Origin of the sequence: Actinosynnema pretiosum (assembly GCF_024171695.1) — a bacterium.
In the GTDB taxonomy this organism is placed as follows: Bacteria; Actinomycetota; Actinomycetes; order Mycobacteriales; family Pseudonocardiaceae; genus Actinosynnema; species Actinosynnema pretiosum.
In genome coordinates this window covers 195689-219824 of sequence record NZ_JAMTCF010000013.1, presented here as the reverse complement: position 1 = coordinate 219824, position 24136 = coordinate 195689, and the positions used below count along the sequence as shown (strand labels likewise).

At 72.4% G+C, this 24136-nt stretch carries 22 protein-coding genes; 11 read left to right on the top strand and 11 right to left on the bottom strand.

Features of this window, described 5'->3' with window-relative positions; translation table 11 throughout:
* Positions 1 to 51: 51 nt before the first annotated feature.
* From pgsA to LV78_RS26160, 4 genes are read left to right on the top strand one after another with little or no spacing between them, the layout of a single operon-like run.
* Positions 52 to 699 (top strand): phosphatidylinositol phosphate synthase, encoded by a 648-nt coding sequence (pgsA, locus tag LV78_RS26175; RefSeq protein ID WP_253848279.1) that lies wholly within the window; start codon positions 52 to 54, stop codon positions 697 to 699.
* A complete protein-coding gene (locus LV78_RS26170) occupies positions 696 to 1628 on the top strand; it encodes a phosphatidylinositol mannoside acyltransferase (protein WP_308208757.1) in 933 nt (310 codons plus the stop codon). Before pgsA ends, LV78_RS26170 begins: the two co-directional genes overlap by 4 nt.
* Positions 1625 to 2752, top strand: a complete 1128-nt coding sequence (locus LV78_RS26165) for a glycosyltransferase family 4 protein (protein ID WP_253848278.1) — start codon at positions 1625 to 1627, stop codon at positions 2750 to 2752. The genes LV78_RS26170 and LV78_RS26165 overlap by 4 nt, the downstream gene beginning before the upstream one ends.
* On the top strand, positions 2749 to 3732 hold the full coding sequence (locus LV78_RS26160; RefSeq protein ID WP_253848277.1) for an NUDIX hydrolase: 984 nt from the start codon (positions 2749 to 2751) through the stop codon (positions 3730 to 3732). Before LV78_RS26165 ends, LV78_RS26160 begins: the two co-directional genes overlap by 4 nt.
* A gap of 101 nt (positions 3733 to 3833) precedes the next feature.
* Here the strand turns inward: LV78_RS26160 and LV78_RS26155 are convergent, their stop codons facing one another.
* The 7 genes from LV78_RS26155 to LV78_RS26125 form a co-directional block, all read right to left on the bottom strand.
* The gene (locus LV78_RS26155; RefSeq protein WP_096492634.1) at positions 3834 to 4211 is read right to left on the bottom strand and encodes a PH domain-containing protein; all 378 of its coding nucleotides are present in this window, start codon (positions 4209 to 4211) and stop codon (positions 3834 to 3836) included.
* A gap of 82 nt (positions 4212 to 4293) precedes the next feature.
* Positions 4294 to 4782, bottom strand: coding sequence for a DUF4240 domain-containing protein (locus LV78_RS26150; protein WP_253848276.1), 489 nt, complete (start codon positions 4780 to 4782; stop codon positions 4294 to 4296).
* A gap of 54 nt (positions 4783 to 4836) precedes the next feature.
* Positions 4837 to 5829 (bottom strand): TIGR03842 family LLM class F420-dependent oxidoreductase, encoded by a 993-nt coding sequence (locus LV78_RS26145; RefSeq protein ID WP_253848352.1) that lies wholly within the window; start codon positions 5827 to 5829, stop codon positions 4837 to 4839.
* Positions 5830 to 5839: 10 nt separating this feature from the next.
* A complete protein-coding gene (hydA, locus tag LV78_RS26140; protein WP_253848275.1) occupies positions 5840 to 7231 on the bottom strand; it encodes a dihydropyrimidinase in 1392 nt (463 codons plus the stop codon).
* Positions 7228 to 8070, bottom strand: coding sequence for a nitrilase-related carbon-nitrogen hydrolase (locus tag LV78_RS26135; protein WP_253848274.1), 843 nt, complete (start codon positions 8068 to 8070; stop codon positions 7228 to 7230). The genes hydA and LV78_RS26135 overlap by 4 nt, the downstream gene beginning before the upstream one ends.
* Complete coding sequence (locus LV78_RS26130) at positions 8067 to 9569, bottom strand: NCS1 family nucleobase:cation symporter-1 (protein WP_253848273.1); 1503 nt, start codon at positions 9567 to 9569, stop codon at positions 8067 to 8069. Before LV78_RS26130 ends, LV78_RS26135 begins: the two co-directional genes overlap by 4 nt.
* Positions 9570 to 10651: 1082 nt before the next feature.
* The gene (locus LV78_RS26125) at positions 10652 to 12262 is read right to left on the bottom strand and encodes a PucR family transcriptional regulator (protein ID WP_253848272.1); all 1611 of its coding nucleotides are present in this window, start codon (positions 12260 to 12262) and stop codon (positions 10652 to 10654) included.
* Between the two features lie 117 nt (positions 12263 to 12379).
* Between LV78_RS26125 and LV78_RS26120 the strand changes: the two genes are divergently transcribed.
* The 3 genes from LV78_RS26120 (at position 12380) to LV78_RS26110 (ending at position 16266) form a co-directional block, all read left to right on the top strand.
* On the top strand, positions 12380 to 13672 hold the full coding sequence (locus tag LV78_RS26120; RefSeq protein WP_253848271.1) for an aspartate aminotransferase family protein: 1293 nt from the start codon (positions 12380 to 12382) through the stop codon (positions 13670 to 13672).
* Between the two features lie 545 nt (positions 13673 to 14217).
* Positions 14218 to 15765: a CoA-acylating methylmalonate-semialdehyde dehydrogenase gene (locus tag LV78_RS26115; protein WP_253848270.1), complete on the top strand. Its 1548-nt coding sequence runs from the start codon at positions 14218 to 14220 to the stop codon at positions 15763 to 15765.
* Between the two features lie 186 nt (positions 15766 to 15951).
* A complete protein-coding gene (locus LV78_RS26110; protein WP_253848269.1) occupies positions 15952 to 16266 on the top strand; it encodes an STAS domain-containing protein in 315 nt (104 codons plus the stop codon).
* A 382-nt stretch (positions 16267 to 16648) separates the two neighbouring features.
* Here the strand turns inward: LV78_RS26110 and LV78_RS26105 are convergent, their stop codons facing one another.
* Entirely contained in the window at positions 16649 to 18913 is a 2265-nt protein-coding gene (locus tag LV78_RS26105; RefSeq protein ID WP_253848268.1) for an elongation factor G-like protein EF-G2, read from the bottom strand.
* 337 nt (positions 18914 to 19250) lie between these two features.
* Here LV78_RS26105 and pdxS point away from each other — a divergent pair, with 337 nt between their 5' ends.
* From pdxS to LV78_RS26085, 4 genes are all read left to right on the top strand, one after another.
* The gene (gene pdxS / locus LV78_RS26100; protein ID WP_308208763.1) at positions 19251 to 20129 is read left to right on the top strand and encodes a pyridoxal 5'-phosphate synthase lyase subunit PdxS; all 879 of its coding nucleotides are present in this window, start codon (positions 19251 to 19253) and stop codon (positions 20127 to 20129) included.
* Positions 20130 to 20821: 692 nt separating this feature from the next.
* The gene (pdxT, locus tag LV78_RS26095; protein ID WP_253848266.1) at positions 20822 to 21436 is read left to right on the top strand and encodes a pyridoxal 5'-phosphate synthase glutaminase subunit PdxT; all 615 of its coding nucleotides are present in this window, start codon (positions 20822 to 20824) and stop codon (positions 21434 to 21436) included.
* A gap of 19 nt (positions 21437 to 21455) precedes the next feature.
* The gene (locus LV78_RS26090; protein ID WP_096492647.1) at positions 21456 to 22211 is read left to right on the top strand and encodes a YebC/PmpR family DNA-binding transcriptional regulator; all 756 of its coding nucleotides are present in this window, start codon (positions 21456 to 21458) and stop codon (positions 22209 to 22211) included.
* A gap of 72 nt (positions 22212 to 22283) precedes the next feature.
* Positions 22284 to 22796, top strand: a complete 513-nt coding sequence (locus tag LV78_RS26085) for a DUF4262 domain-containing protein (protein ID WP_253848265.1) — start codon at positions 22284 to 22286, stop codon at positions 22794 to 22796.
* Between the two features lie 144 nt (positions 22797 to 22940).
* Here the strand turns inward: LV78_RS26085 and LV78_RS26080 are convergent, their stop codons facing one another.
* The 3 genes from LV78_RS26080 to LV78_RS26075 all read right to left on the bottom strand — a co-directional run bounded on the left by LV78_RS26080 (position 22941) and on the right by LV78_RS26075 (position 24116).
* Positions 22941 to 23342 carry a TIGR03086 family metal-binding protein gene (locus tag LV78_RS26080; protein WP_308208762.1) on the bottom strand — a complete coding sequence of 134 codons (402 nt, stop codon included), beginning with the start codon at positions 23340 to 23342 and terminating at the stop codon, positions 22941 to 22943.
* 12 nt (positions 23343 to 23354) lie between these two features.
* The gene (locus LV78_RS41760; RefSeq protein ID WP_308208756.1) at positions 23355 to 23504 is read right to left on the bottom strand and encodes a maleylpyruvate isomerase N-terminal domain-containing protein; all 150 of its coding nucleotides are present in this window, start codon (positions 23502 to 23504) and stop codon (positions 23355 to 23357) included.
* A 63-nt stretch (positions 23505 to 23567) separates the two neighbouring features.
* Positions 23568 to 24116 carry a TetR/AcrR family transcriptional regulator gene (locus tag LV78_RS26075; protein WP_253848264.1) on the bottom strand — a complete coding sequence of 183 codons (549 nt, stop codon included), beginning with the start codon at positions 24114 to 24116 and terminating at the stop codon, positions 23568 to 23570.
* Positions 24117 to 24136: the final 20 nt, after the last annotated feature.

The following is a 24136-nucleotide window of genomic DNA, read 5'->3' as shown; positions in this document are numbered from 1 at the left end:
TAGGCTGCTGGGGACCACGTCCTCCCCGCCGGTAGGTGCAGCCGCCAGCCCATGCTGAACTTCTTCGCCCGTGCTTCCGTGTCCCGCCTCTCCGACCCCGTGGGGGCGTGGCTGCTCAAGCGCGGCCTCACCCCGAACGCCGTCACCGTCCTGGGCACCGTCGGCTCCACCGCGTCGGCGCTCTGGCTCATCCCCGCAGGGCACCTGTTCGCGGGGGCGGTCGTCATGGCCCTGTTCGTGCTGTTCGACCTGATCGACGGCTCGATGGCCCGAGCCCAGGGCGGCGGCACGCCCTTCGGGGCGGTGCTCGACGCCACCTGCGACCGGGTCACCGACGGCGCGCTGTTCGCCGCCATCACCTGGTGGGCGTTCACCGCCGGTGAGCGGGCCATCGCCGTCGCCGCGCTCATCTGCCTGGTCGGCGCCCAGGTCATCTCCTACGTGAAGGCCCGCGCCGAGGCCAGCGGGCTCAGCGCCGACGGCGGGCTCGCCGAGCGCGCCGAGCGGTGCATCATCGCCCTGACCGGCGTCGGCCTGCACGGGCTCGGCGTGCCGTACGTCCTGCCCGTCGCCATGTACGCGCTGGTCGCGCTGGTGGTGGCCACCGTCGTGCAGCGGGTGCTGTCCGCCGCCCGCTCGGCCCGCGAGCTGGACCCGGCGCGGCGCGCGCCGGGGACGTCCGAAGAGGGGACCCGGTGAAGGACAAGCTGGCCGACCTCGGCTACGCCGCGGGCTGGGGACTGGTCCGGCTGATGCCGGAGGGCCTGGCCAAGGTCCTGTTCGACCGGGCCTCCGACTGGGTCACCGGCCGGGGCGGCGAGGGCGTCGCGCAGCTGCGCGCCAACCTGCGCCGGGTCGTGCCGCGCGCGGGCGAGGCCGAGCTGGACGAGCTGGTCAGGCTCGCCATGCGCTCGTACGCCCGGTACTGGCGCGAGTCGTTCCGGCTCCCGTCGACCGACCTGGACGCCGCCTACCGGAACGTGGCCCGCAACGTCACCGGCGCCGAGAACCTGGACGCCGCGCTCGCCGAGGGGCGGGGCGCCGTGCTGGCCGTCCCGCACAGCGGCAACTACGACATGGGCGGGGTGTGGCTGGTCGGGCACGCCGGGTCGCTGACCACGGTCGTCGAGCGGCTCAAGCCCGAGTCGGTCTACCGGCGGTTCGTCGAGTTCCGGGAGAGCCTGGGCTTCGAGGTGCTGCCGCTGACCGGCGGCGAGCGCAACCCGGCCGTCGTGCTCGCCGAGCGGCTGCGCGAGAACAAGGTGGTCGTGCTGCTGGCCGACCGCGACCTGACCGCCGGTGGCGTGCCGGTCACGTTCTTCGGCCGCAGGACCATGATGCCCGCCGGGCCCGCCACCCTGGCCGCCAGCACCGGGGCCGCGCTGCTGCCCACCGGCTCCTGGTTCACCGAGGACGGCTGGGTGGTCCGCGTGCACCCGCCGGTGCGGGTGTCCGGCCCGGCCGGGGTGCCGTCCGCGACGCAGGCGCTGGCCGACGTGTTCGCCGCCGACATCGCCGCCCACCCCACCGACTGGCACATGCTGCAGAAGCTGTGGATCGAGGACCTGCCGGAGAGCAGGCAGCGGGCGCTGCGCCGGGTCCTGGAGCGGCGCGGGGAGAGCGCGTGAGGGTCGGCATCGTCTGCCCGTACTCGTTCGACGTGCCCGGCGGCGTGCAGGCGCACGTGGTCGACCTGGCCAGGGCGCTGCGCGGGCTCGGCCACGAGGTCGACGTGCTCGCGCCCGCCGACGACGACACGCCACTGCCGGAGTTCGTCACCCCGGCGGGGCGGGCGGTCGGCATCCCGTACAACGGGTCGGTGGCGCGGCTGTCGTTCGGGCCGGTGTCGTACGCGCGGGTGCGGCGGTGGATCGCCGAGCACGACTTCGACGTGCTGCACCTGCACGAGCCCACCGCGCCGTCGCTGGCCATGCTGGCGCTGATGGTCGCGGACGGGCCCATCGTGGCCACCTTCCACACCTCAACGCCCCGCTCGAAGATGCTGTCCGCGTTCCAGGGGGTGCTCCAGCCGTTCCTGGAGAAGATCACCGCCCGGATCGCGGTGTCCGCGCTGGCCAGGCGGGTGCAGGTCGAGCACCTCGGCGGGGACGCGGTGGAGATCCCCAACGGCGTCGACGTGGACTTCTTCGCCGACGCCGCCCCGCTCGACGGCTACCCGCGACCCGGCGGCACGATCGGGTTCGTCGGCCGCTACAGCGAGCCCCGCAAGGGGATGCCGGTGCTGCTGGAGGCGGTGCGCGGGCTGGACCTGCCGGACGTGCGGCTGCTCGTCGTGGGCCGGGGCGACGAGGCCGCGCTGCGCGCCCAGGCCGGGCCGGAGCTGGCGGGCCGGATCGACTTCCTCGGCATGGTCGACGACGAGACGAAGGCGCGGGCGCTGCGCAGCGTCGACGTGTACTGCGCGCCCAACACCGGCGGCGAGAGCTTCGGGATCATCCTGACCGAGGCGATGTCGGCGGGCGCGGTGGTCGCGGCGAGCGACCTGGACGCGTTCCGCCGGGTGCTGGACGACGGCGCGGCGGGCGTGCTCACCCCGGTGGGCGACGCGGTGGCGCTGCGCGGGGCGCTGCGCGACCTGCTCGCCGACCCGGAGCGGCGCGCCGAGTACGCGGCGGCCGGGCGGGCGCGGGTGCAGACGTTCGACTGGTCGGTCGTGGCCGCGCAGGTGCTGCGGGTGTACGAGAGCGCCGTGGCCGCCAACCCGAGACGGGTCGCGGAGGCCGGGCGGTGACGCTGTCCTCGCTGGTCACGGTGCTGGCCGTGCTGCTCGGGGCGGTGGCCGTGCTCGGACCGTGGGCGCTGGCCACCGCGAACCGGCTGGACCGGCTGCACGTGCGCACCGACGCCGCCTGGGCGGCCCTGGACGCCGCGCTCGCGCGCCGGGCCGTGGTGGCGCGGGTGGTGGCGGCGGTGAGCGGGTCGAAGGAGCTGCGGGCGGCTGCCGACCGCGCCGAGGTGGCCGCCAAGGGCGACCGCGAGGCCGTGGAGAACGAGCTGGCCCCGCTGCTGGCCGGGCTGGACCGGGACGGCCTGCCGTCCGCGCTGGCGGCCGAGCTGGTGGACGCCGAGCAGCGGGTCGTGCTGGCGCGGCGGGTGCACAACGACGCCGTCCGGGACACGCTCGCGCTGCGCAGGCGGCGGTCGGTGCGCTGGCTGCACCTGGCGGGCACCGCGCCGACGCCCGGCTACTTCGAGATCGCCGAACCGGAGCCGGAGGCCGAGCCCGGCGCCCCGCGCAAGCGGGTGGCCGCGCGGGTGCTGCTGCTCGACGAGCGCGGGCGGCTGCTGCTGTTCGAGGGCTTCGACCCGAGCGAGCCGGGGGAGCTGTTCTGGTTCACCGTCGGCGGCGCGGTCGAGCGCGGCGAGGACCTGCGGGCGGCGGCGGTGCGGGAGGCGCGCGAGGAGACCGGGTTCGAGCTGGACCCGGAGGCGCTGGTCGGGCCGGTGTGGGTGCGGCGGAAGGTGCTGGACTTCGGCGGGACGCGCACGGCGGCGGAGGAGTGGTTCTTCGTCGCGCGGGTCGACGGCGGGCGCGCGGTCGACGTGTCGGGCTTCCAGGAGTACGAGCGCGACACGATCACCCGGCACCGGTGGTGGACGGTCGAGGAGCTGACCGGTACCGACGAGCTGGTGTACCCCCGGCAGCTGGGCGAGCTGCTGCCGGGAGCGGCGGCGGGGGAGTGGGACGGGACGACGCGGCCGATCCAGTAGACCGGTCGTCGCTCATCGCCTGGCCGGCCATCGGGCACGACCGGTCACTGGGCGCGACCGGTCACCAGGCACGACCGGTCGCCGGACGGGGCGGGGCCCGCTCAGCCCAGCACGTACGTGCCGATGACCTGCGCGAGCAACCGCACGTCGGCGTGCCCCTTGAACTCCAGCCGGACCTTGCCCAGCCCGCTGAACCACAGGTCCAGCTCGGCGTCCAGGTCGAACGTCCCCGCGGTCTCGATGGAGAACGCCTGGACCCGGCTGTAGGGCAGCGAGGTGAAGTCCTTCTTCCGCCCGGTCATGCCCTGGACGTTCACCGCGATGACGCGCTTGTCGGTGAACACGACGAAGTCCCGCACGGTCTTGAAGCACGAGACGATCTGCTCGCCGCGCACCATGATCGGGGACACCTGTGGAGCGATGTCCTCCGGAGCGCACGGCGCGAGCTTGAACACGGACGCCTTCTCGAAGTCGATCACCCTTCCGACGGTAGCACCGCCGGGTGAGTCGCGCGGGTGATCCGAGCGGTCCGTGATCAGCGCAAACGATCACCGCCGCCGACTAGGCCCACCCCGCCGCGTTCGACCCCGTCTCCCGCGAGATCCCCGTCCGAGGCGGCCACCCGCCGAACGCCTCGTCGTGCAGGTGCGCGAAGAAGTAGCACATCCGCTCGCACTCGGCGTCCTCCACGCCCACCTCCGGATCGGCCAGCACCGCCTCCCAGTACCGCCGCCCCAGCGCCACCACGAACCCCCGCGCGTACAGGAACCCGTCGTCCGACCCGTCGAGGACCGCGTGCACGTCCTCCCGGTCCAGCTCCCACAGCGCCCGCTCCACGACCGCGTCGTGCGCCGCCAGCTCCGCGCTCGACGCCCCCTCGCACGCCTCCCGCAGCCGCGCCAGGAACCCCGGCAGGTGCGCCTCCAGCACCGCCGCCGCCTCCACCCGGTCGCCACCGCCGGTCAGCAGCGCCTCCCGCGCGGCCAGCGCCTCCGGCGCGGCCCCCGCCCAGACCCGCTCCAGCAGCTCCCAGGTCCCGTTCTCGTCCATGCCGGGAAAGCTAGCGGCGGGGTCCGACAATTCCCCGCCGCCAACCTCCACAGGTCACACGTTCGGGATCACCTCGGCCCCGTAGGCCGCCATCGTCTCGTCCTTCTCGTCGTGCATCAGGTACAGCGCGAACTGGTCCACCCCGAGCTCCGCCAGCTCCCGCAACCGCTCCACGTGCGCCGACGCCGGTCCCACCAGGCAGAACCGGTCCACGATCGAGTCGGGCACGAAGTCCGCCGACCGGTTCCCGGCCCGCCCGTGGTGCGCGTAGTCGTACCCCTCCCGCCCGGCGATGTAGTCGGTCAGCGCGCGCGGCACCGCCCCGGAGTCCCCGTACCGCGCCACCAGGTCCGCCACGTGGTTCCCGACCATCCCGCCGAACCACCGCAGCTGGTCCCGCTGGTGCGGCAGGTCCGTCCCGACGTACGCGGGCGCCGCCACGCACACCGCCACCGACGCCGGGTCCCGCCCCGCCGCCGAGGCGGCCTCGCGCACCGCCCCGATGGTCCACCGCGCGATGTCCGGGTCGGCGGTCTGCAGGATGAACCCGTCCGCCTGCTCGCCGACCAGCTTCAGCGCCTTCGGCCCGTAGGCCGCCATCCACACCTCCAGCTTCCCGTCCCGCACCCACGGGATGCGCACCGGGACCCCGTGCGGCGAGGCCTCGCGCCCCTCCGCCAGGTCCTTGATCACCCGCATCGCCGACCCCAGCTCCGCGAGCGTCGCCGGTTTGCGCCCGAGCACCCGCAGCGCCGAGTCCCCGCGCCCGATCCCGCACACCGTCCGGTTGCCGAACATGTCGTTCAGCGTCGCGAACAGCGAGGCCGTCACCGACCAGTCGCGCGTGGTCGGGTTGGTCACCATCGGCCCCACCACGAGGTCCTTCGTCGCCGCGAGGACCTGCGAGTAGACGACGAACGGCTCCTGCCACAGCACGACCGAGTCGAACGTCCAGCCGTAGCCGAACCCCGAGCCCTCCGCCGCCCTCATCGACTCCACGACGGCCCGCGCGGGCGGGTCGGTCTGGAGCACCACGCCGAAGTCCACGCTCATCCCCTCACACCAGGTACTGGTTCAGCTCGCGGGCCAGGAACCGCCCGTGCCCGGCCGACCCCCGGAACCCGCTCCGGTCCACCACGACCCGCCCGCGCGAGAGCACCACCTCGACCCGCCCGGTCAGCTCGAACCCCTCGAACGCCGAGTAGTCCACGTTCATGTGGTGCGTGGCCGCCGAGATGGTCTGCCTCGCGGCCGGGTCGTACACGACGAGGTCCGCGTCGGCGCCCGGCGCGACGACGCCCTTGCGCGGGTGCAGCCCGAACATCCGGGCCGGGGTGGTCGAGCAGATCTCCACCCACCGCTCCAGCCCGATCTCGCCGCGCACGACCCCCTGGTGCAGCAGGTCGATCCGGTGCTCCACGCCCGGAATCCCGTTGGGGATCTTGGAGAAGTCCCCCTGCCCCAGCACCTTCTGGTCGGCGAAGCAGAACGGGCAGTGGTCGGTCGACACGACCGAGAGGTCGTTGGTGCGCAACCCCCGCCACAACCGCGCCTGGTGCTCGACCGGGCGCAGCGGCGGCGAGGCCACGTACTTCGCGCCCTCGAAACCGGGCCGCGCCAGGTCCTCCAGCGACAGGTACAGGTACTGCGGGCAGGTCTCGGCGAACACGTTCTGCCCGGTGTCCCGCGCCTCGGTGACCGCGTCGAGCGCGTGCGCCGCCGACAGGTGCACGACGTACAGCGGCGCCCCGGTGACCCGCGCCAGCGCGATGGCCCGCGAGGTCGCCTCGCCCTCCAGCTCCGGCGGCCTGGTGAGCCCGTGCTGCACCGGATCGGTGCGCCCCTCCGCCAAGGCCTGCGCGACCAGCTCGTCGATCGCGATCCCGTTCTCGGCGTGCATCATGACCGTGCCGCCGATCTCGCGCGCCCGCTGCATCGCGCGCAGGATCTCCCCGTCGGTGGCGTAGAAGACGCCGGGGTAGGCCATGAACATCTTGAACGAGTTCACGCCCGCGTCCAGGCAGGCGCCCATCTCCTTGAGCGAGGAGTCGTCCACATCGGACACGATCATGTGGAACCCGTAGTCCACCGCGCACTTGCCGTCCGCCTTGGCGTGCCACTTGTCCAGGGTGGCCAGCAGCGAGGTCCCCTTGGCCTGCACGGCGAAGTCGATGATCGTGGTCGTCCCGCCCCACGCCGCCGCGATCGTGCCGCTGGTGAAGTCGTCGCTGGACCGCGTCCCGCCGAACGGCATCTCCATGTGGGTGTGCGCGTCGATCCCGCCGGGGATCACGTACTTCCCGCTCGCGTCGACCCGCTCGTCCACGTCCAGCGCCAGTTCCAGCCCCGGAGCGAGCAGCGCCGCGACCTTCTCGCCCTCCACCAGCACGTCCGCCCGCACCGACCCGGCCGCGTTGACCACCAGACCGCCGCTGATCACCGTCCTCACGGCGTCACCAGGCCCTCGTAGGTGTCCGGCCTGCGGTCCCGGTAGAACGCCCACAGGTCCCGCACCTCGGCCAGCAGCCCCATGTCCAGGTCCCGCACCACGATCTCGTCCTCGGTGTCCGAGGCCGCCTCGCCGATCAGCTGCCCGCGCGGGTCCGCGAAGTACGACTGACCGTAGAAGTCGTTGTCCCCCAGCGGTTCCACCCCCACCCGGTTGATCGCGCCGACGAAGTACTCGTTCGCCACCGCCGCTGCGGGCTGCTCCAACCGCCACAGGTGCTGCGACAGCCCCCGGCTGGTCGCGGACGGGTTGAACACGATCCGCGCGCCCGCCAGCCCCAGCGCCCGCCAGCCCTCGGGGAAGTGCCGCTCGTAGCAGATGTACACGCCGATCCGGCCCACCGCCGTGTCGAACACCGGGTAGCCCAGGTTGCCGGGCCGGAAGTAGAACTTCTCCCAGAACCCCTTCACCTGCGGGATGTGGTTCTTGCGGTGCTTGCCCAGGTACGTGCCGTCCGCGTCGATCACGGCGGCGGTGTTGTAGTAGACGCCGGGCTGCTCCTGCTCGTACACCGGCACGACCAGCACGACCCCGTGCCGCGCCGCCACCTCGCGCATCAGCTCCGTGGTCTCCCCGTCCGGGACGCCCTCGGTGTACGAGTAGAACTCCGGGTCCTGCACCTGGCAGAAGTACGGCCCGTAGAACAGCTCCTGCAGGCACACCACCTGCGCCCCCTGCGAGGCCGCCGACGCGATCGCCTCCACGGCGCTCGCCACCATGCTCTCCTTGGAACCGGTCCACTTCCGCTGGACCAGTGCCGCGCGGACGACGTCGTTCACGCCTGCTCCTTCCGTGGCGCCAGCACCAGGTAGCCGGCCATGCCGACCACCAGGCCGACGACCCAGTTGTAGTCGTAGAGCGGTTTGAGCACCGGGATCAGCCCGTCGGCCGGGAACGGCCCGCCGTGGGCGCCGCCGACGGCCAGCAGCGACCCGAGCGCGGTCGCCGCCACCGCCCGCCAGTTCCAGCCGCCGGTGAACCAGTAGGCCCCGCGCCCGGACAGGTACAGGTCGGGCAGCTCGAGGCGGGTCCGCGCCAGCACCCAGTACCCGGCGACGAACACCCCGGCCACCGACGCCAGCAGCCCGCCGTAGAACCCGAGCCACGCGAAGATGTAGATGCTCGGGTCGGAGATCAGCCGCCACGGCTGGATCAGCACGCCGAGCACGCCGGTGATCAGCCCGCCCACGGCGAAGCTGATCCGGCGCGGGAACGCGTTGGAGAAGTCGTACGACGGGCTGACCACGTTCGCCGCCAGGTTCGCCGAGACCGTCGCCAGCACCAGCGACACCAGCGCCACCAGCACCACCGCCGTGCTGTCGAACCGGCTCGCCAGCTCCGCCGGGTCCCAGATCGCCTCGCCGTACAGGGCGACCGCGCCCGAGGTGGTCAGGATCGCCACCACCGCGATGAACGTCATCGTGGTCGGCAGCCCCAGCACCTGCCCGAGCGCCTGCTTGCGCTGGCTGCCGCCGAACCGGGTGAAGTCCGGCATGTTCAGCGACAGCGTCGACCAGAACGCGATCATCCCCATCAGCGCGGGGAAGAACACCTTCCAGAAGTCCGGTCCCCAGCCCAGCTTCGACGGCTCGGACAGGATCGGCCCGAACCCGCCCGCCTTCACCGCCACGTACGCCAGCAGCACCAGGAACCCGACCGACACCAGCGGCGCCGTCCAGTTCTCGAACCGCCGGATCGCCTCCATGCCCCGCCAGATGACCAGCATCTGCACCGCCCAGAACACCAGGAAGCACAGCCACAGCGTCCACACCTGGCCCAGCACCACCGGCGCGCCGGACCACGCCTCACCGGCCAGCCGCCCGACGATCACGTGCAGCGCCTTGCCGCCCACCCAGGTCTGGATGCCGAACCACGCGCACGCCACGAACGCCCGCAGCAGCGCCACCAGGTTCGCCCCGCGCACCCCGTAGAACGCGCGGGCGAACACCGGGAACGGGATGCCGTACTTGGTGCCCGCGTGGCTGTTGAGCAGCATCGGCACGAGCACGATCAGGTTCCCGAGCGTGATGGTGAGCAGCGCCTGCACCCAGTCCATGCCCAGCGCCACCAGCGACGCGGCGAGCGTGTAGCTGGGGATGTTGTGCGCCATGCCCATCCACAGCGCGAAGAAGTTGTAGGTGGTCCAGGTGCGCCCCTCCAGCGGCACCGGGGCCAGCTCCGGGTTGTAGTACGGGCTGTCGGCGATGGCGGCGCGGTCCACCAGGTCCACGCGCCCTTCCTGGTCGGACGCGGTCTGCTCCGAGGGGTCGAGGGCCAACGGTCACTCCCCTGTTACGCTCGTGAAACGCCGCCGGGAGCGGCGCTTCGGCGCGAATTCCACCCCGGCATCCTCAGCGCCCGGCGCGCGGCGGCGGCAGTGCCGAAGTGTCCGCGTTTCCGGTGATCACCGCACACTCTGCCCATTGCCGAACGCCCGCGCGCCACCCGCGCGCCGACCCCGGCGACAGGATCACCCGGTTCAGCGAGTCCGGTCGGCGCGCGCGGATGCCGATGGTGCAGTAGGTCAGACCCCTACTTCCGTGAACGAGGACCAGTGCCCCCGCCCCGCACAGCGCCACCCCGCGCAACGCCGCCCCATCCAGCGCCACCGCCCCGAGCCACGTCGAGGCTGACCCGCGCAGCAGCCCTGCTGGCCGTCGGCGCCGCACCCCTGATCGCCGGGATCACCTCGGCCACCGACGGCGCGCGCACCCTGGCCCCCGAGGTCCACGACGGCACGCGCCCAACGGCCACCCACCACACCGCGCTCGCCCCCGCCCCGACCACACGGGGAGGCCACTTCTAGCCGAAGACCACCGATCCCGCGCCACCCGGACGCACTCGACCACGCTTCCGGTTTCGCCCCACCGGCCCCGCAAGACGGCCCCAGACCGACCGGCTCCGCGCGACGGGCTCATGCCCACCGGCTCCACACCAGAGGGCCAAGCCCACCGGCTCCGTGCGACGGGCTCATGCCCACTGGTTCTGAGCCACAGGGCCAGGCCTACCGGTCCTGCGCCACTCGCTCGTGTCACCGGCCACGCGTCGCCCGCTCCGCACAACAAGTCCTGCGCCGCTCACCTCGCGGTACCGGCTTCACGGCACCAGCCCTCATACCGCTGGTCTTGTGCCGTCAGCCTCGCGCCACCGGCCCCGCCCAGTCGCTCCTGTTGCGTCCGCCCGGTGTCCTGGCCCCGCGTCCCGCCCCGTTCTCCCGGCCCAGCGCCACCAGCCCCGCCTCCGTGCCCCCGTCCCCATGTCGCCGCCTATCACCGATTCCGCGCCCCCGTCCCACACCCCTGTCCCGCCTCACCGCCGCCCGTCACCGGTCCAACGCCCCCATCCCGCACCCCCACCCCCTCACCGGTCCAACTCGCGCACCAGCAGCGCGACGTGCAGCGACAGCAACGACTCCGGGTCCTCCAACGACACCCCGAGCACCTGCTGCACCCGCGCCAACTGCTGGTAGTACGCCGTCCGCGACAGGTGCGCCGCCGCCGCAGCCGCCGACTTGTTCCCGCCCTGCTCGCACAAGCACCGCAGCAGCTCCACCAACCGGCTCCCGTGCGCCTCGTCCCGCGCCAGCAGCGCCCCCAGCTCCCGGTCCGCGAACGCCCGCACCCGCTCGTCCTCCCGCAGCAGGTGCAGCAGCCCGCGCAACCGCACGTCGTCCAGCCGGTGGTACAGCCGCGCCCCCGGCGACCGCAGCGCCGCCCCCGCCACGTGCGCCGCCTCCCCGAGGCTGCGCCGCACCTCCGGCACCCCGCACACCACCGTCCCGACCGCCACCACCACCGGCAGCCCGTGCTGCGTCGCGGCGGCGGCCCGGTGCACCTCGCGGGCGAACTGCCGCACCACCCCCTCCACCGGGGCCTGCGGCGGCAGCGCCAGCAGCGCCCGCACGCTCGTGTCGTCCACCACCCCCACCAGCGCGGGCACCGGCACCCGCCGGGCCGCCAGCGCCGTCGCCTCGGCCAGGTCCCGCAGCACCTCCTGCGTGGCCAGCGACTGCCCCGGCGTGGTCGCCGCGCCAGGCCGGATCGCCACCCCGAGCAGCTGCCGCCGCTCCAGCGGCACCCCCAGCGCGGCGGTGCGCGCGGGCAGGTCCGATGGCGCCCGGTCCAGCAGCTGGGTGAGCAGCGTCCGGTGCGTCTGCCGCTCCAGCGACTCCCGGTCCCGCGCCACCAGCCGGTGCACGGCCAGCGCCGACGCCGCCCGCTCCGCGACCACCACGTGCCGGTGCGGCGGCTCGGCCGCGCTGACCAGCACCAACCTGCCCCAGTCCGACCCGCGCGCCCCCACCGCCGTCACCAACCACCCCGGCCCGGCGTGGTACGCGGTCCGCCCGCCCCCGGACACCTCGCGCGACCGCGCGCCCCAGTCGGCCAGCAGCGCCACCGGGTCCTGCCCGGCCGCGTCGTACGCCAGCACCTCGTGCCCCAGCGTCTCCAGCACCACCGGCAGCCCCGACGTGCGCGCCACCTCCCGCAGCACCTCGGCCGGTTCCGCGCCCGCCACGGTCAGCGCCGTGAACGCCTCGTGCACCTGCTCGGCGGCCCGCAGCTCGGCGAGCTGCGCGTCCACGATCAGCGACACCACCGCCTCGGTGACCGCGACGAACCGCACCTCCACCGACAGCGTGACCAGCGGCAGCCCGTGCTCCTGCGCCGCCGCGACCAGCGCCCCCGGCACCCCGCCCCGCCACCGCCGCACCAGCTCCACGACCAGCCCGGTCGCCCCCACCCCGGCCAGCCCGGCCACGTACTCGCGCAGCGCCTCCGGCTCCTCCGGCAGCGCGATCCCGCTGGTGAGCACCAGCTCCCCGCCGCGCAGCAGCGGCGCGATGTCGGCGACCTCGGCCACGTGCACCCAGCGCACCGACCGCCCCAGCCCCTCCGCGCCCGCGACCACCCTGGGCTGCCCCTGTCGCACCACGGACAGGGATAACGCCTCCGCCACGGTCGGGTACATGCACACAACGTAATCGCCACTCCCGGAAAGCGGTACAGGTTGTGCATGGCGGTGGGCCGTCGAGCCCGGTGAGACTGCGGGGGAGATGCGGGAGAGCGCGAACAGCGGGAGGCGCGGATGGCGCACGACGAGCTGCTGGCCAGGCACCGGGCGGTCCTGCCGGACTGGATGACCCTGTACTACGACCACCCGATCGAGATCACCAGCGGCAGCGGCAGGCACGTCACGGACGGCGAGGGCCGCACCTACCTGGACTTCTTCGCGGGCATCCTCACCAACGGCGTCGGCTACGACATCGCCGAGATCAGCGACGCCGTCCGGGCCCAGGTCGACACCGGCGTGCTGCACAGCTCCACGCTGTACCTGATCCGCTCCCAGGTGGAGCTGGCCGAGAAGATCGCCGAGCTGTCCGGCATCCCGAACGCCAAGGTGTTCTTCACCAACTCCGGCACCGAGGCCAACGAGACCGCGCTCCTGCTGGCCTGCGCGCACCGCCGCAGCGACCAGGTCCTCGCCCTGCGCAACTCCTACCACGGCCGGGGCTTCGCCACGGTCGGCGTCACCGGCCACCGCACCTGGTCCCCGACCTCGCTCAGCCCGGTCAAGGTCGCCTGGGTGCACGGCGGCTACCGCTACCGCAGCCCGTTCCGCGACCTGTCCGACGCGGACTACACCGCCGCGTGCGTGGCCGACCTGCGCGACGTGCTGCACACCGCCACCTCGGGCGACGTCGCGTGCATGATCGTCGAACCGATCCAGGGCGTAGGCGGCTTCACCTCGCCGCCGGACGGCCTGTTCGCCGCGTTCAAGGAGGTCCTGGACGAGCACGGCATCCTGCTCGTCTCGGACGAGGTCCAGACCGGCTGGGGCCGCACCGGCGAGCACTTCTGGGGCATCGGCGCGCACGGCGTCACCCCCGACGCGATGACCTTCGCCAAGGGCCTGGGCAACGGCCTGGCCATCGGCGGCGTGGTGGCGCGCGGCGACGTCGTGGACAGCCTCACCGCCAACTCGATCTCCACCTTCGGCGGCAACCCGGTGTCCACGACGGGCGCCCTCGCGACGCTGAACTACCTGCTGGACCACGACCTCCAGTCCAACGCAGCCAAGCTCGGCACCCGCCTGATCTCCGGCCTGCGCGACGTCGCCGCAGACCACCCGCTGCTCGGCGACGTGCGCGGCAAGGGCCTCATGGTCGGCCTGGAACTGGTCGGAGAGGACCGCGCCCCGGACCCGAAGGCGGCGGTGGCGGTCCTGGAGGCGACCCGCGAACGCGGCCTGCTGGTCGGCAAGGGCGGCCTGCACGGCAACGTCATCCGCCTGGCCCCACCCCTGTCGGTCACCGCAGACGAGGTGGAGGAGGCGCTCGTGGTGCTGCGCGACGCGATCGCGGAGGTGTCAACCCGATGAGCCCAACCGACGACCACAACACCGCCCAGGATGGCGTCGGCCCGGCCAGCACCGTCCTGCCCAACACCGACCCGGCCAACACCGGCCCGGCTGGCGTGGCCCCGACCGATGCCAGCTCAACCAACCTGGCCCAGGTGGGCACGGCCCCGGCAGCCACTGGCCCGACCGGTGTGGCCCCGCCCGGCGCGGTCCCGAACCACGCGGACTCGACCGGCGCAGGCCCAACCGGTGCGGGCCCGACTGCCACAACCCCAGCCAGCGCCAGCCCGGTTGATGTTGCCCTGACCGGTGTCGTCCCGACCGGCGCGGGCGTGGCTGCCGCTGTCCCGGCTGGTGCTGACCCGACCGGCGTGCGCCCAGCCAGCGTGCCCCCGACCGATGCGGTCCCGACTGGCCCGGTCCTGACCGGTGCGGGCCCGGCCAGCGCAGCACCGGTCAGCGTGGGCCCGACTGGCGTGCACCTAACCGGTGATGGCCCGACCGGCGCTGTTCCACCTGCTCCTGCCTCGACCGGTGCTGCCTCGACCAGTGTGCGCCCGACCAGCGTGGGCCTCACTGGCTCTGACGCCGCCCCTACCGGTTCCGGTGATCGGGTCACCGCGAAGCGGATCACGCACTGGATCGGCGGCAAGTCGTGGACCGGTGGCGCCGACCGCGTGGGCGACGTGCACGACCCGGCCACCGGGCAGGTCGCGTCCACAGTGGACCTTGCCTCCGCCGAGGTGGTCGACCGGGCGGTCGAGGTCGCAGGGGAGGCGTTCACCCGGTGGCGGGACTCGTCGCTCGCCCAGCGGTCCTCGGTGATGTTCGCGTTCCGCGAGCTGCTGCACGCCCGCAAGGGCGAGCTGGCCGCCATCATCACCGCCGAGCACGGCAAGGTCCTCGCCGACGCGGCGGGCGAGGTGCAGCGGGCGCTGGAGAACGTCGAGTTCGCCTGCGGCATCCCGCACCTGCTCAAGGGCGGGTTCAGCGAGAACGCGTCCAGCCGCGTCGACGTCTACTCGATCCAGCAGCCGCTCGGCGTGGTCGCGGTCGTGTCGCCGTTCAACTTCCCCGCCATGGTGCCGCTGTGGTTCGTGCCCACCGCGATCGCCTGCGGCAACGCGGTCGTGCTCAAGCCGAGCGAGAAGGACCCGTCCGCGTCGGTGTTCCTGGCCGAGCTGTTCGCCGAAGCAGGCCTCCCCGACGGGGTGCTGAACGTCGTGCACGGCGACAAGGAAGCGGTGGACCGGCTCCTGGTCCACCCGGACGTGAAAGCGGTGTCCTTCGTCGGCTCGACCCCGGTGGCGCGCTACGTGTACGAGACCGCGACCGCGCGCGGCAAGCGCGTCCAGGCGCTCGGCGGCGCGAAGAACCACATGGTGGTGCTGCCCGACGCGGACCTGGACCTCGCGGCGGACGCCGCGGTCTCGGCAGGATTCGGCTCGGCGGGGGAGCGCTGCATGGCGATCTCCGCCGTGGTCGCGGTGGACCCGGTCGGCGACGTCCTGGTTGCCAAGATCGCCGAGCGGATCGCGGCGCTCAAGGTCGGCGACGGCCGCCGCGCGGGCTGCGACATGGGTCCCCTGATCACCGGCGCGCACCGCGACCGCGTCACGTCCTACCTGGACAGCGGCGTCGCCGACGGAGCCGACCTCGTCGTGGACGGCCGCGACCACGCGATCGACGGAGCCCCCGACGGCTTCTGGTTGGGCCCGACCCTGTTCGACCGGGTGGGCGTGGACATGGCGGTGTACCGGGACGAGGTGTTCGGCCCGGTCCTGTCGGTGCTGCGGGCGACCGGCTACGACGAGGCGCTGGACCTGGTCAACGCCAACCCGTACGGCAACGGCGCGGCGATCTTCACCAACGACGGCGGCGCGGCCAGGCGCTTCCAGCACGAGGTGGAGGTCGGCATGGTCGGTGTGAACGTCCCCATCCCGGTCCCCGTCGCGCACTACTCCTTCGGCGGGTGGAAGGACTCCCTGTTCGGCGACTCGCACGCGTACGGCCCGGAAGGCGTGCACTTCCACACCAGGACGAAGGTCGTCACCGGCCGCTGGCTCGACCCATCCCACGGTGGGGTGAACCTGGGGTTCCCGCAGAACACCTGACGTGTTCGTCCGAGGGCCCGGAACCGCCTAAATCGGGTCCGGGCCCCGGATCTATTCCACTTCGTGCCGGATTTGGTGATTTCTTTGGAATAGGTGTTGTGAATGGCGTAGGGTCGACCGCGTTGTCGCGCACCAGACCGGCGAACGCCGGTCCGCTTGCCGTTCGCGGTGGGACGAGGAGCCCAGGTGGTCATCACTCGTGAGATCGACCCTCCCCGAATCCTGCTGGCGGGCGAGGTCGAGGACCACCACCTGGACGAGCTGACCGGTCTGCTGAGAACCGCCGAACCCGCAGGCGGAGACGTCCGAGTGTCACTGCGCGGCGTGGCGTTCCTCCAGGCAGAGGTGGTGCGCGCCCTGGTCCGAGCCGCGAGCGAACTGGCCGACCGCGAACTCACCCTCGTCCTGGACCTGGCCCCCCACCACCGCTGGGCGATCACCGCCCTCGGCTGGGACGACGCCCCCGGTCTGGTCATGGTGAACGGCGACAACCGCACCTGACCGTTCCCGAACACTTCTCACACCACCTAGCAGACTTTTCGGCCATTCCCCTGTCACCCTGCCGCCCTGTTCACGGTGACGGTGAACCCCGATGAATTTTCCTGATGGCCCATTCGCTCCAACCGTGGCGTTCTAGTGGTAGCAGTTCCCGCGAGTCCCTGACACCTAATCCCGCCGCACGAGTGTCCATTCACAACTCATGACACCGAGTTGTGACCTGACATCACGCCGAAGAAAGCCCTTCCTCTGAAATTCCCCTTCCCCTGTGCGGCGAAAAAACGACAAACGCCCCTGCTGGCCCTCCCACCGCTCCTGCAGCTCCCGCCGCTCCCGCACCTCCTGTCCCTGGTATCCCTGCCGCTCCTCAAGCTCTTCCTGCCCCTCAAGCTCCTCTCGCTGCTCCTCCGCCGCCTCCGGCCGCTGCGGCCAGTGCTGCCGGTAGTGGTTCGTAGTGGGCGAAGTGCCGGGTGTGCGCGCCCGTTCCCGAGGTGAGCGAGCGCAACTCCACCGCGTACCGCAGCAACGAGGTGCACGGCACCTCCGCCCGGATCGTCGAGATCCCCGGACTGGCAGCAGCCTCGGTGCCCAGCACCCGCCCTCGCCGTGCCGACAGATCACCCAGGACCGCGCCCAGGTGCTCGTCCGGCAACCGCACCACCACTTCGTCCACCGGCTCCAGCAACACCGTCACCCCGCCCGCGGCGGCTTCCTTCAGCGCCAGCGACCCCGCCGTCTGGAACGCCGCGTCCGACGAGTCCACCGAGTGCGCCTTGCCGTCCACCAGCGTCACCCGGACGTCCACCACCGGATGACCCGCGCCCAGCCCGCGTTCGAGCTGCGCCCGCACGCCCTTCTCCACGCTGGGCACGAACTGGTTCGGGATCGACCCGCCCACCGTGCGATCCACGAACTCGAACCCCGCCCCGCGCGGCAGCGGCTCCACGACGATGTCGCACACCGCGTACTGCCCGTGCCCACCGGACTGCTTCACGTGCCTGCCGCGCCCCTTCGCCACCGAGGCGAACGTCTCGCGCAGCGCCACCCGCACCGGCTCGGTGTCCACCTCGGCCCCGCCCGCGCGCAACCTGGCCAGCACCACGTCCGCGTGCGCCTCACCCATGCACCACAGCACCAGTTGGTGCGTCTCGGTGTTGCGCTCCAACCGCAGCGTCGGATCACCCGCGACGAGCTTGCCGAGGTTGCGCGCCAACGAGTCCTCGTCACTGCGACTGCGCGCCGCCACCGCCACCGGCAGCAACGGCTCGGGCATCGCCCACGGCCGCACCAGCAGCGGCTCGTCCGGCGCCGACACCGTGTCCCCGGTCTCGGCGCTGCCCAGCTTGGTCACCGCGCACAGGTCACCCGCCACGCAGAAGGGCACCTCGCGCAGGCTCGCGCCGAGCGGCGAGTACACGTGCGCCACCCGCTCGTCCACGTCGTGGTCCTCGTGCCCTCGAGCACCCATCCCGTGCCCGGAGACGTGCACCGCCCGCTCGGGCCGGAGCGTCCCCGAGAACACCCGGACCAACGACACCCGCCCGACGAACGAGTCCACCGCCGTCCGCACCACCTCGGCCACCAGCGGCCCGTCCGGATCGACGGCGAGCCGAGGCCTCGGCACCCCGTCCACCCCGGTCACCTCGGGCAGCGGGTGCTCCAGCGGTGAGGGGAACGCCCTGCTGATCCCGTCGAGCAGCTCGGGCAACCCGACCCCGGTCGTGGCGCACACCGGGATGACCGGGTGGAAGGCCCCGCGCGCGACGGCCTTCTCCAGATCAGCGATCAGCGTGGCCTGCTCGACCACCTCGCCCCCGAGGTACCGCTCCATGAGCGTCTCGTCCTCGCTCTCGGCGATGATCCCCTCGATCAACGCCTCCCGCAGAGCCCGGTGCTCCTCCTCGGCGAACTCCGCCCCGGACAACAGGTTCACCAACCCGGTCTCGGTGACCCCACCGGCGAACAGCCCACCTCCGCTCCCGCTCGCACCCCGATCACTCCCGTTCCCACTCGTATCCTGACCGCTCTCCTCTCCGCTCGTGCTCCCGGCGCTCCCCGTCCCGCTCCTGTTCCGATCGCTCTCCTCCCCCTTGCTGCTCCGACCGCTCCCGCCGCCCGGCAGGTAGAGCGGCACCACTCCCGCGCCGAACGCCTCCTGGCAGGCGGCGGTGGTCGCCGCGACGTCGGCCCGCTGGTGGTCGGTCCGCGAGATGACGACCGCGCGCGGCATCCCCACCGCCGCGCACTCGGCCCACAACGCCGTCGTCGCCGCGTCGACCCCCTCGGCCGCGCACACGACGAACAGCGCCGCGTCCGCCGCCCGCAGTCCGGCCCGCAGCTCACCGACGAAGTCCGCGTACCCCGGCGTGTCGATGAGGTTGATCTTGATGTCACCGTGCCGCACCGGCGCCACGGCCAACCCGACCGACCGCTGCTGCCGGACGGCGACCGGATCGTGGTCGCACACCGTGTTCCCCTCGGCGACCGATCCGGCTCGGCTCAGCACACCGGTGCCCGCTAGCAGGGCCTCGGTGAGCGTCGTCTTGCCGGACCCGGACGGACCGACGAGGACGACGTTGCGAACCTTGCCGGGATCGTCCACAGCGACCGGGCCTGCCGGGTGCGAGTTGTCGGAGTTCTTGCTGGACATGAGAGACCGCCCTCCGCAAGTGTTAGTGCTTGATCTCACACCCGCGAGGACCGCGTCGACAAGGGGACGACGCTGGTCAGTGGGAATGAGCGGGCTCTGCGGGTGACGGTTCGAGCAAGTGCGCCAAGGCCTCCTAAGGGGTTTTCGGGAGTGGTGAGTGGACTGCTGAGAACGGTGTGGATTGGCTCCTTTCAGCGGGCCACGTCGGCCGTACGCTCCTGTTCGTCCTCGTCCGCAGCCGTGAAAGGGCTGGTCTGCCGTGGTTGCTTCCTCTTCTCCTTCCGTTGATGGTGCTGTCGCCGCCGGTGCTGGTTCCGGCGCTGCCGACCCCGCTCGGATCACCGGGACCGCGCGGGTCAAGCGCGGCATGGCGGAGATGCTCAAGGGCGGCGTGATCATGGATGTGGTCGACGCCGAGCAGGCCAAGATCGCCGAGGACGCGGGCGCCGTCGCGGTCATGGCGCTGGAGCGGGTGCCCGCCGACATCCGCGCCCAGGGCGGCGTGTCGCGGATGAGCGACCCGGACATGATCGAGGGGATCATCTCGGCCGTGTCGATCCCCGTCATGGCCAAGGCGCGGATCGGGCACTTCGTCGAAGCCCAGGTGCTCCAGTCCCTAGGTGTCGACTACGTCGACGAGTCCGAGGTGCTCACGCCCGCGGACTTCGCCAACCACATCGACAAGTGGCAGTTCACCGTTCCCTTCGTGTGCGGTGCGACGAACCTGGGCGAAGCGCTGCGGCGCATCACCGAGGGAGCCGCGATGATCCGGTCCAAGGGCGAAGCGGGCACCGGTGACGTCTCCAACGCCACCACCCACATGCGCAAGATCCGGGCGGAGATCTTGCGCTTGCAGAACCTCCCTTCCGATGAGCTGTACGTCGCGGCCAAGGAGTTGCAGGCGCCCTACGAGCTGGTTCGCGAGGTCGCCGAAGCGGGCAAGCTGCCCGTGGTGCTGTTCACGGCAGGAGGCATCGCCACGCCCGCCGACGCGGCGATGATGATGCAGCTCGGAGCCGAAGGCGTGTTCGTCGGTTCCGGCATCTTCAAGTCGGGCAACCCGGTGCAGCGCGCCGAGGCCATCGTCAAGGCGACCACCTTCTACGACGACCCCGACACCATCGCCAAGGTCTCCCGAGGGCTGGGGGAGGCCATGGTCGGCATCAACGTGGACGAACTCCCGCAGCCCCACCGGCTCGCCGAGCGCGGTTGGTAGCAGGGCCGGTCATCGCCGGGGCCGGTTGGCGCCAGGCGCGGCGCGCGTTGGGGGTTGTTGCTGTCGATCGCGGTCATTGCCGGTCGTGGTTGGCATCGGGAGTGGTTCGGGTCGGGAGCGGTCGCGTCGAGCCCGGTTCTCTGGGCCCGTTTCCCCGAACCGGGTTCTCCGGCCGCGCCTCGGCGCGCGGCGGCTCCTCGGCCGACGCGTCGTGGACCGAGGCCCCCGCGACGGCCTCGTCGAACGCCCCGATAAGACGGACACGCGCGATTCGAGCGGCACGGAGCACCGCGCCCCGGCGAACCGGAGCAATGAGTAATGCGTCGAACAGGTGTTCGATTTCGGCTGCATGGCTCAATGATCGGTCCGTGGGCCACTCGGGGCAATAGCTCGAACGGGTGTTCTAATCGGCGTCCTCGCGCCCCGGACCCCCGCACCTCTGTGGTGATCACAACATCAAGCCTTGCCCAAGCCCGGCGGCACGCGCGGCGCGGAAGCTCTAGCGTCGGAGACGCGGAAGTGAGCCTTCCTCCAATCCGTCGTCCGGTCGCCCACCACGCCGCCGGGCGCAGCGCGGGACCGCGTCACTCGCGTCCCGCAGGTAGTCCGATCGGGCCGGACGGGTGTCACGAGCCCCGTCCGGTCCGGTCACCTGAAGGCGGAACCCCCGCCCGGAGGAAGGAACCCCGCACATGTCCACCGTCGGTGTCCTCGCCCTGCAGGGCGACGTGCGCGAACACCTGGTAGCGCTGGCCGAGGCGGATGTCCTGGCCCGCCCGGTGCGGCGTCCCGAAGAGCTGGACGAGGTCGACGGCCTCGTCCTGCCCGGCGGCGAGTCGACCGCCATCGCCCGCCTCCTGCACACCTTCGACCTGCTCGAACCCCTCCGCGTCAAGATCAAGTCCGGGATGCCCGCCTACGGCTCCTGCGCGGGCCTGGTCCTGCTCGCCGACCAAGTCCTCGACGGCCGCCCCGACCAGCAGCAGGTCGGCGGCCTGGACGTCGTCGTCCGCCGCAACGCCTTCGGCCGCCAGGTCGACTCCTTCGAGGCCGAACTCCCCTTCCGCGGCCTCGAGGACGGCCCCGTGCGAGCCGTCTTCATCCGCGCTCCGTGGGTGGAATCGGCGGGAGACGGGGTGGAGGTGCTGGCCAGGGCCCCCGAATCCGATGACCTGGGACCCGCCGCCGGTAGGATCGTCGCGGTTCGGCAGGGAAACGTGCTCGCCACCTCGTTCCACCCGGAACTGACCGGTGACGGGCGGGTGCACCGCCTTTTCACGGACATGGTCCGCGCTGCCGCGGGCTGAAGGACTCGACGGAGGAGACATGAGCGGCCACTCCAAGTGGGCGACCACCAAGCACAAGAAGGCCGCAATCGACGCCAAGCGCGGCAAGCTCTTCGCGCGGTTGATCAAGAACATCGAGGTGGCGGCCCGCACCGGCGGCGGCGACCCCGACGGCAACCCCACGCTGTACGACGCCATCCAGAAGGCCCGCAAGAACTCGGTCCCGCTGGACAACATCGAGCGCGCCCGCAAGCGCGGCGGTGGTGAGGAAGCCGGTGGCGCCGACTGGCAGACCATCATGTACGAGGGCTACGGCCCGAACGGCGTCGCGGTCCTGGTCGAGTGCCTGACCGACAACCGCAACCGCGCCGCCAGCGAGGTCCGCACCGCCATGACCCGCAACGGCGGCCAGATGGCCGACCCCGGCTCGGTCTCCTACATGTTCGCCCGCAAGGGCGTCGTGATCGTGCCCAAGAACGACGGGCTCACCGAGGACGACCTGCTCATGGCGGTGCTGGACGCGGGCGCCGAGGAGGTCAACGACCTCGGTGACAACTTCGAGGTCGTCTCCGAGGCGGGCGACCTGATCCCGGTCCGCAAGGCGCTGCAGGACGCCGGTCACGACTACGAGTCGGCCGACGCGAACTTCCTGCCGTCCGTGTCGGTCCCGCTGGACGCCGAGGGCGCGCGCAAGATCTTCAAGCTGATCGACGCGCTGGAGGACTGCGACGACGTGCAGAACGTCTTCGCGAACTTCGACGTGTCCGACGAGGTCATGGCCGAGGTCGACGCCTAGTCCGACCCCGGCGCACGGGGTCCGGCCGAGTCCGGGCCCCGTGCGCGCCCGTCCCGCGTGCACAATGGCGGCGTGTCGACACCCGCGCTGAACCCAGGGGAAGAGAACCTCCGCCGCTGGCTGCTGGAGCAAGCGGAGGTGCACGGCCACGCCATCATCAACGTCCCGCAGGACGACGAGGGCGCCATGTACTCGTTCTCGGTCGGGGCGTGGCGCAGGTTCGGCATCGCCGAGGCGGTGGTGGTCGGCCTCGACCACGAGTACGCCGAGGTCCTGATCAGGACCTACGTGGACCGCGCCAGCAGGGGCGAGCGGTTCCTGCCCGGCAAGCTGTACTTCGACTTCCTCGAGAACGCCCCGGTGACCTTCGAGCGGGTGTTCCGAGGCTTCTACCCGGAGTTCCTGGGCAGCGCCTTCCTGCTGTACGGCTCGGGCAACTTCGCCGCCGTGCAGATCGTGGTGCCCTCGGGCGACGGCAGGTGGCCGTGGCAGCGCGACGCGCCACCCGGTTTCGCGGACTGGCAGCTGCTGCTCACCGAGAGCGGCAGGCCGGAGAGCTGGGCGCCGGGGGTCAGCGGGCCCTGACGTTGTCCGGGCGTCGTCATCCCGGCGCGCCCCGACCGCGCACAACGGCCGTGCGCTACCAAGGACGTGGGCGTGGGAGCCCCACCCGCGCCGCAGCGGACCGAGGGGGAGCGCGCGGACCTCAGCTCCCCCTCGGCGCGCCGGTCACGGTCTGCGACCGAGCAGCGCGACGAGCCTGGTCTGCGCGTCGGCGTCCGTCCCGACCGGTACCGGGTCGGCGAACAGCCCGCTCCCGCTCCACGCGCCCGCCTCGCGCTCGGCGAACGCCAGCACCGCCTCGGCGAGCCCCGCGTCCACCTCCCGGTCGACGTCGACCGCCGTGGCCAGGTCCCAGGCGTGCACGGTCAGGTCGAGCGTCATCTGCCACCCGTACTCGTCCGCGCCCGCCTCGCCCGCGCTCAGTCGCACCCGTTTGACCAGCGCGTTCGGCTCGATCCAGGCCTCCCGCGCTGCGGACGCGGCCAGCACCCACGCGTGCCGGGGGTCCGCGCCGAGCCGGTCGCCGTCGAACCGGTCGCCGACCTGCTCGACCGTGCACCCGGCCAGCAGCTCGGGCGCTCACAGCTGCTCCTGCACGAGGTGGTTGACCAGCTCGCGCACCGTCCAGCCCGCGCAGGGCGTGCCCAGTTCCCACTGGTCGGCGCGCACCCGTCGGACCCTGTCGTCGAACTCGTTCATCGCCCGTCCGTGGGCTTCGATCAGTTCCACCACACGAGTGGACCAGCTCTCCGGCGACCCCGCAGCGCGACGCTTGATCGCCCGATCAGCGGATCATCCCCGCTCGGCGTCCTCCACCAGCCGGGTGATCCGCTCGGTGAGCCGCCCGCGCAGCCCCGGCGACAGCTCGCCGTACCCGAGCGCCTGGTACATCCACAGCCCGTCGGCGGCCAGCCGCGCGACCAGCCTGACGAGCGCCGCGTCGTCCCGCTCGGCGTTCTCGGCGGGCTCGCTCCACCGCGACAGCACGTCCGCCCACGGCCAGGTCTGCTCGTCGTGCGGCACCGACTCCAGCATCAGCTGCAGGTCCGCCCGCGTCGCGCTCTCCAGCGACACCCGCGCGTACGCCGCCAGCCGCTCGGTCGCCGTGGCGTCGACGGCCCGCTTGCCAGCCTCCGCCTCCAGCTGCCCCTCCCACTGCTCGGCCAGCCACTCGTGCAGCGCCACGAGCAGCGCCTCGCGCGTGGGGAAGTGGTACATCAGGCCGCCCTTGGTCAGCCCGGCCTCCACCGCGACCGACTCCAGCGTCAACCGGGTCAGCCCCTCCCGCTGGACGAGCGCGAAGGCCGCCTCCAGGATCTTCGTGCGGTTGCTCTGTCGCATTCGGGTGCTCCTCGCGGTGG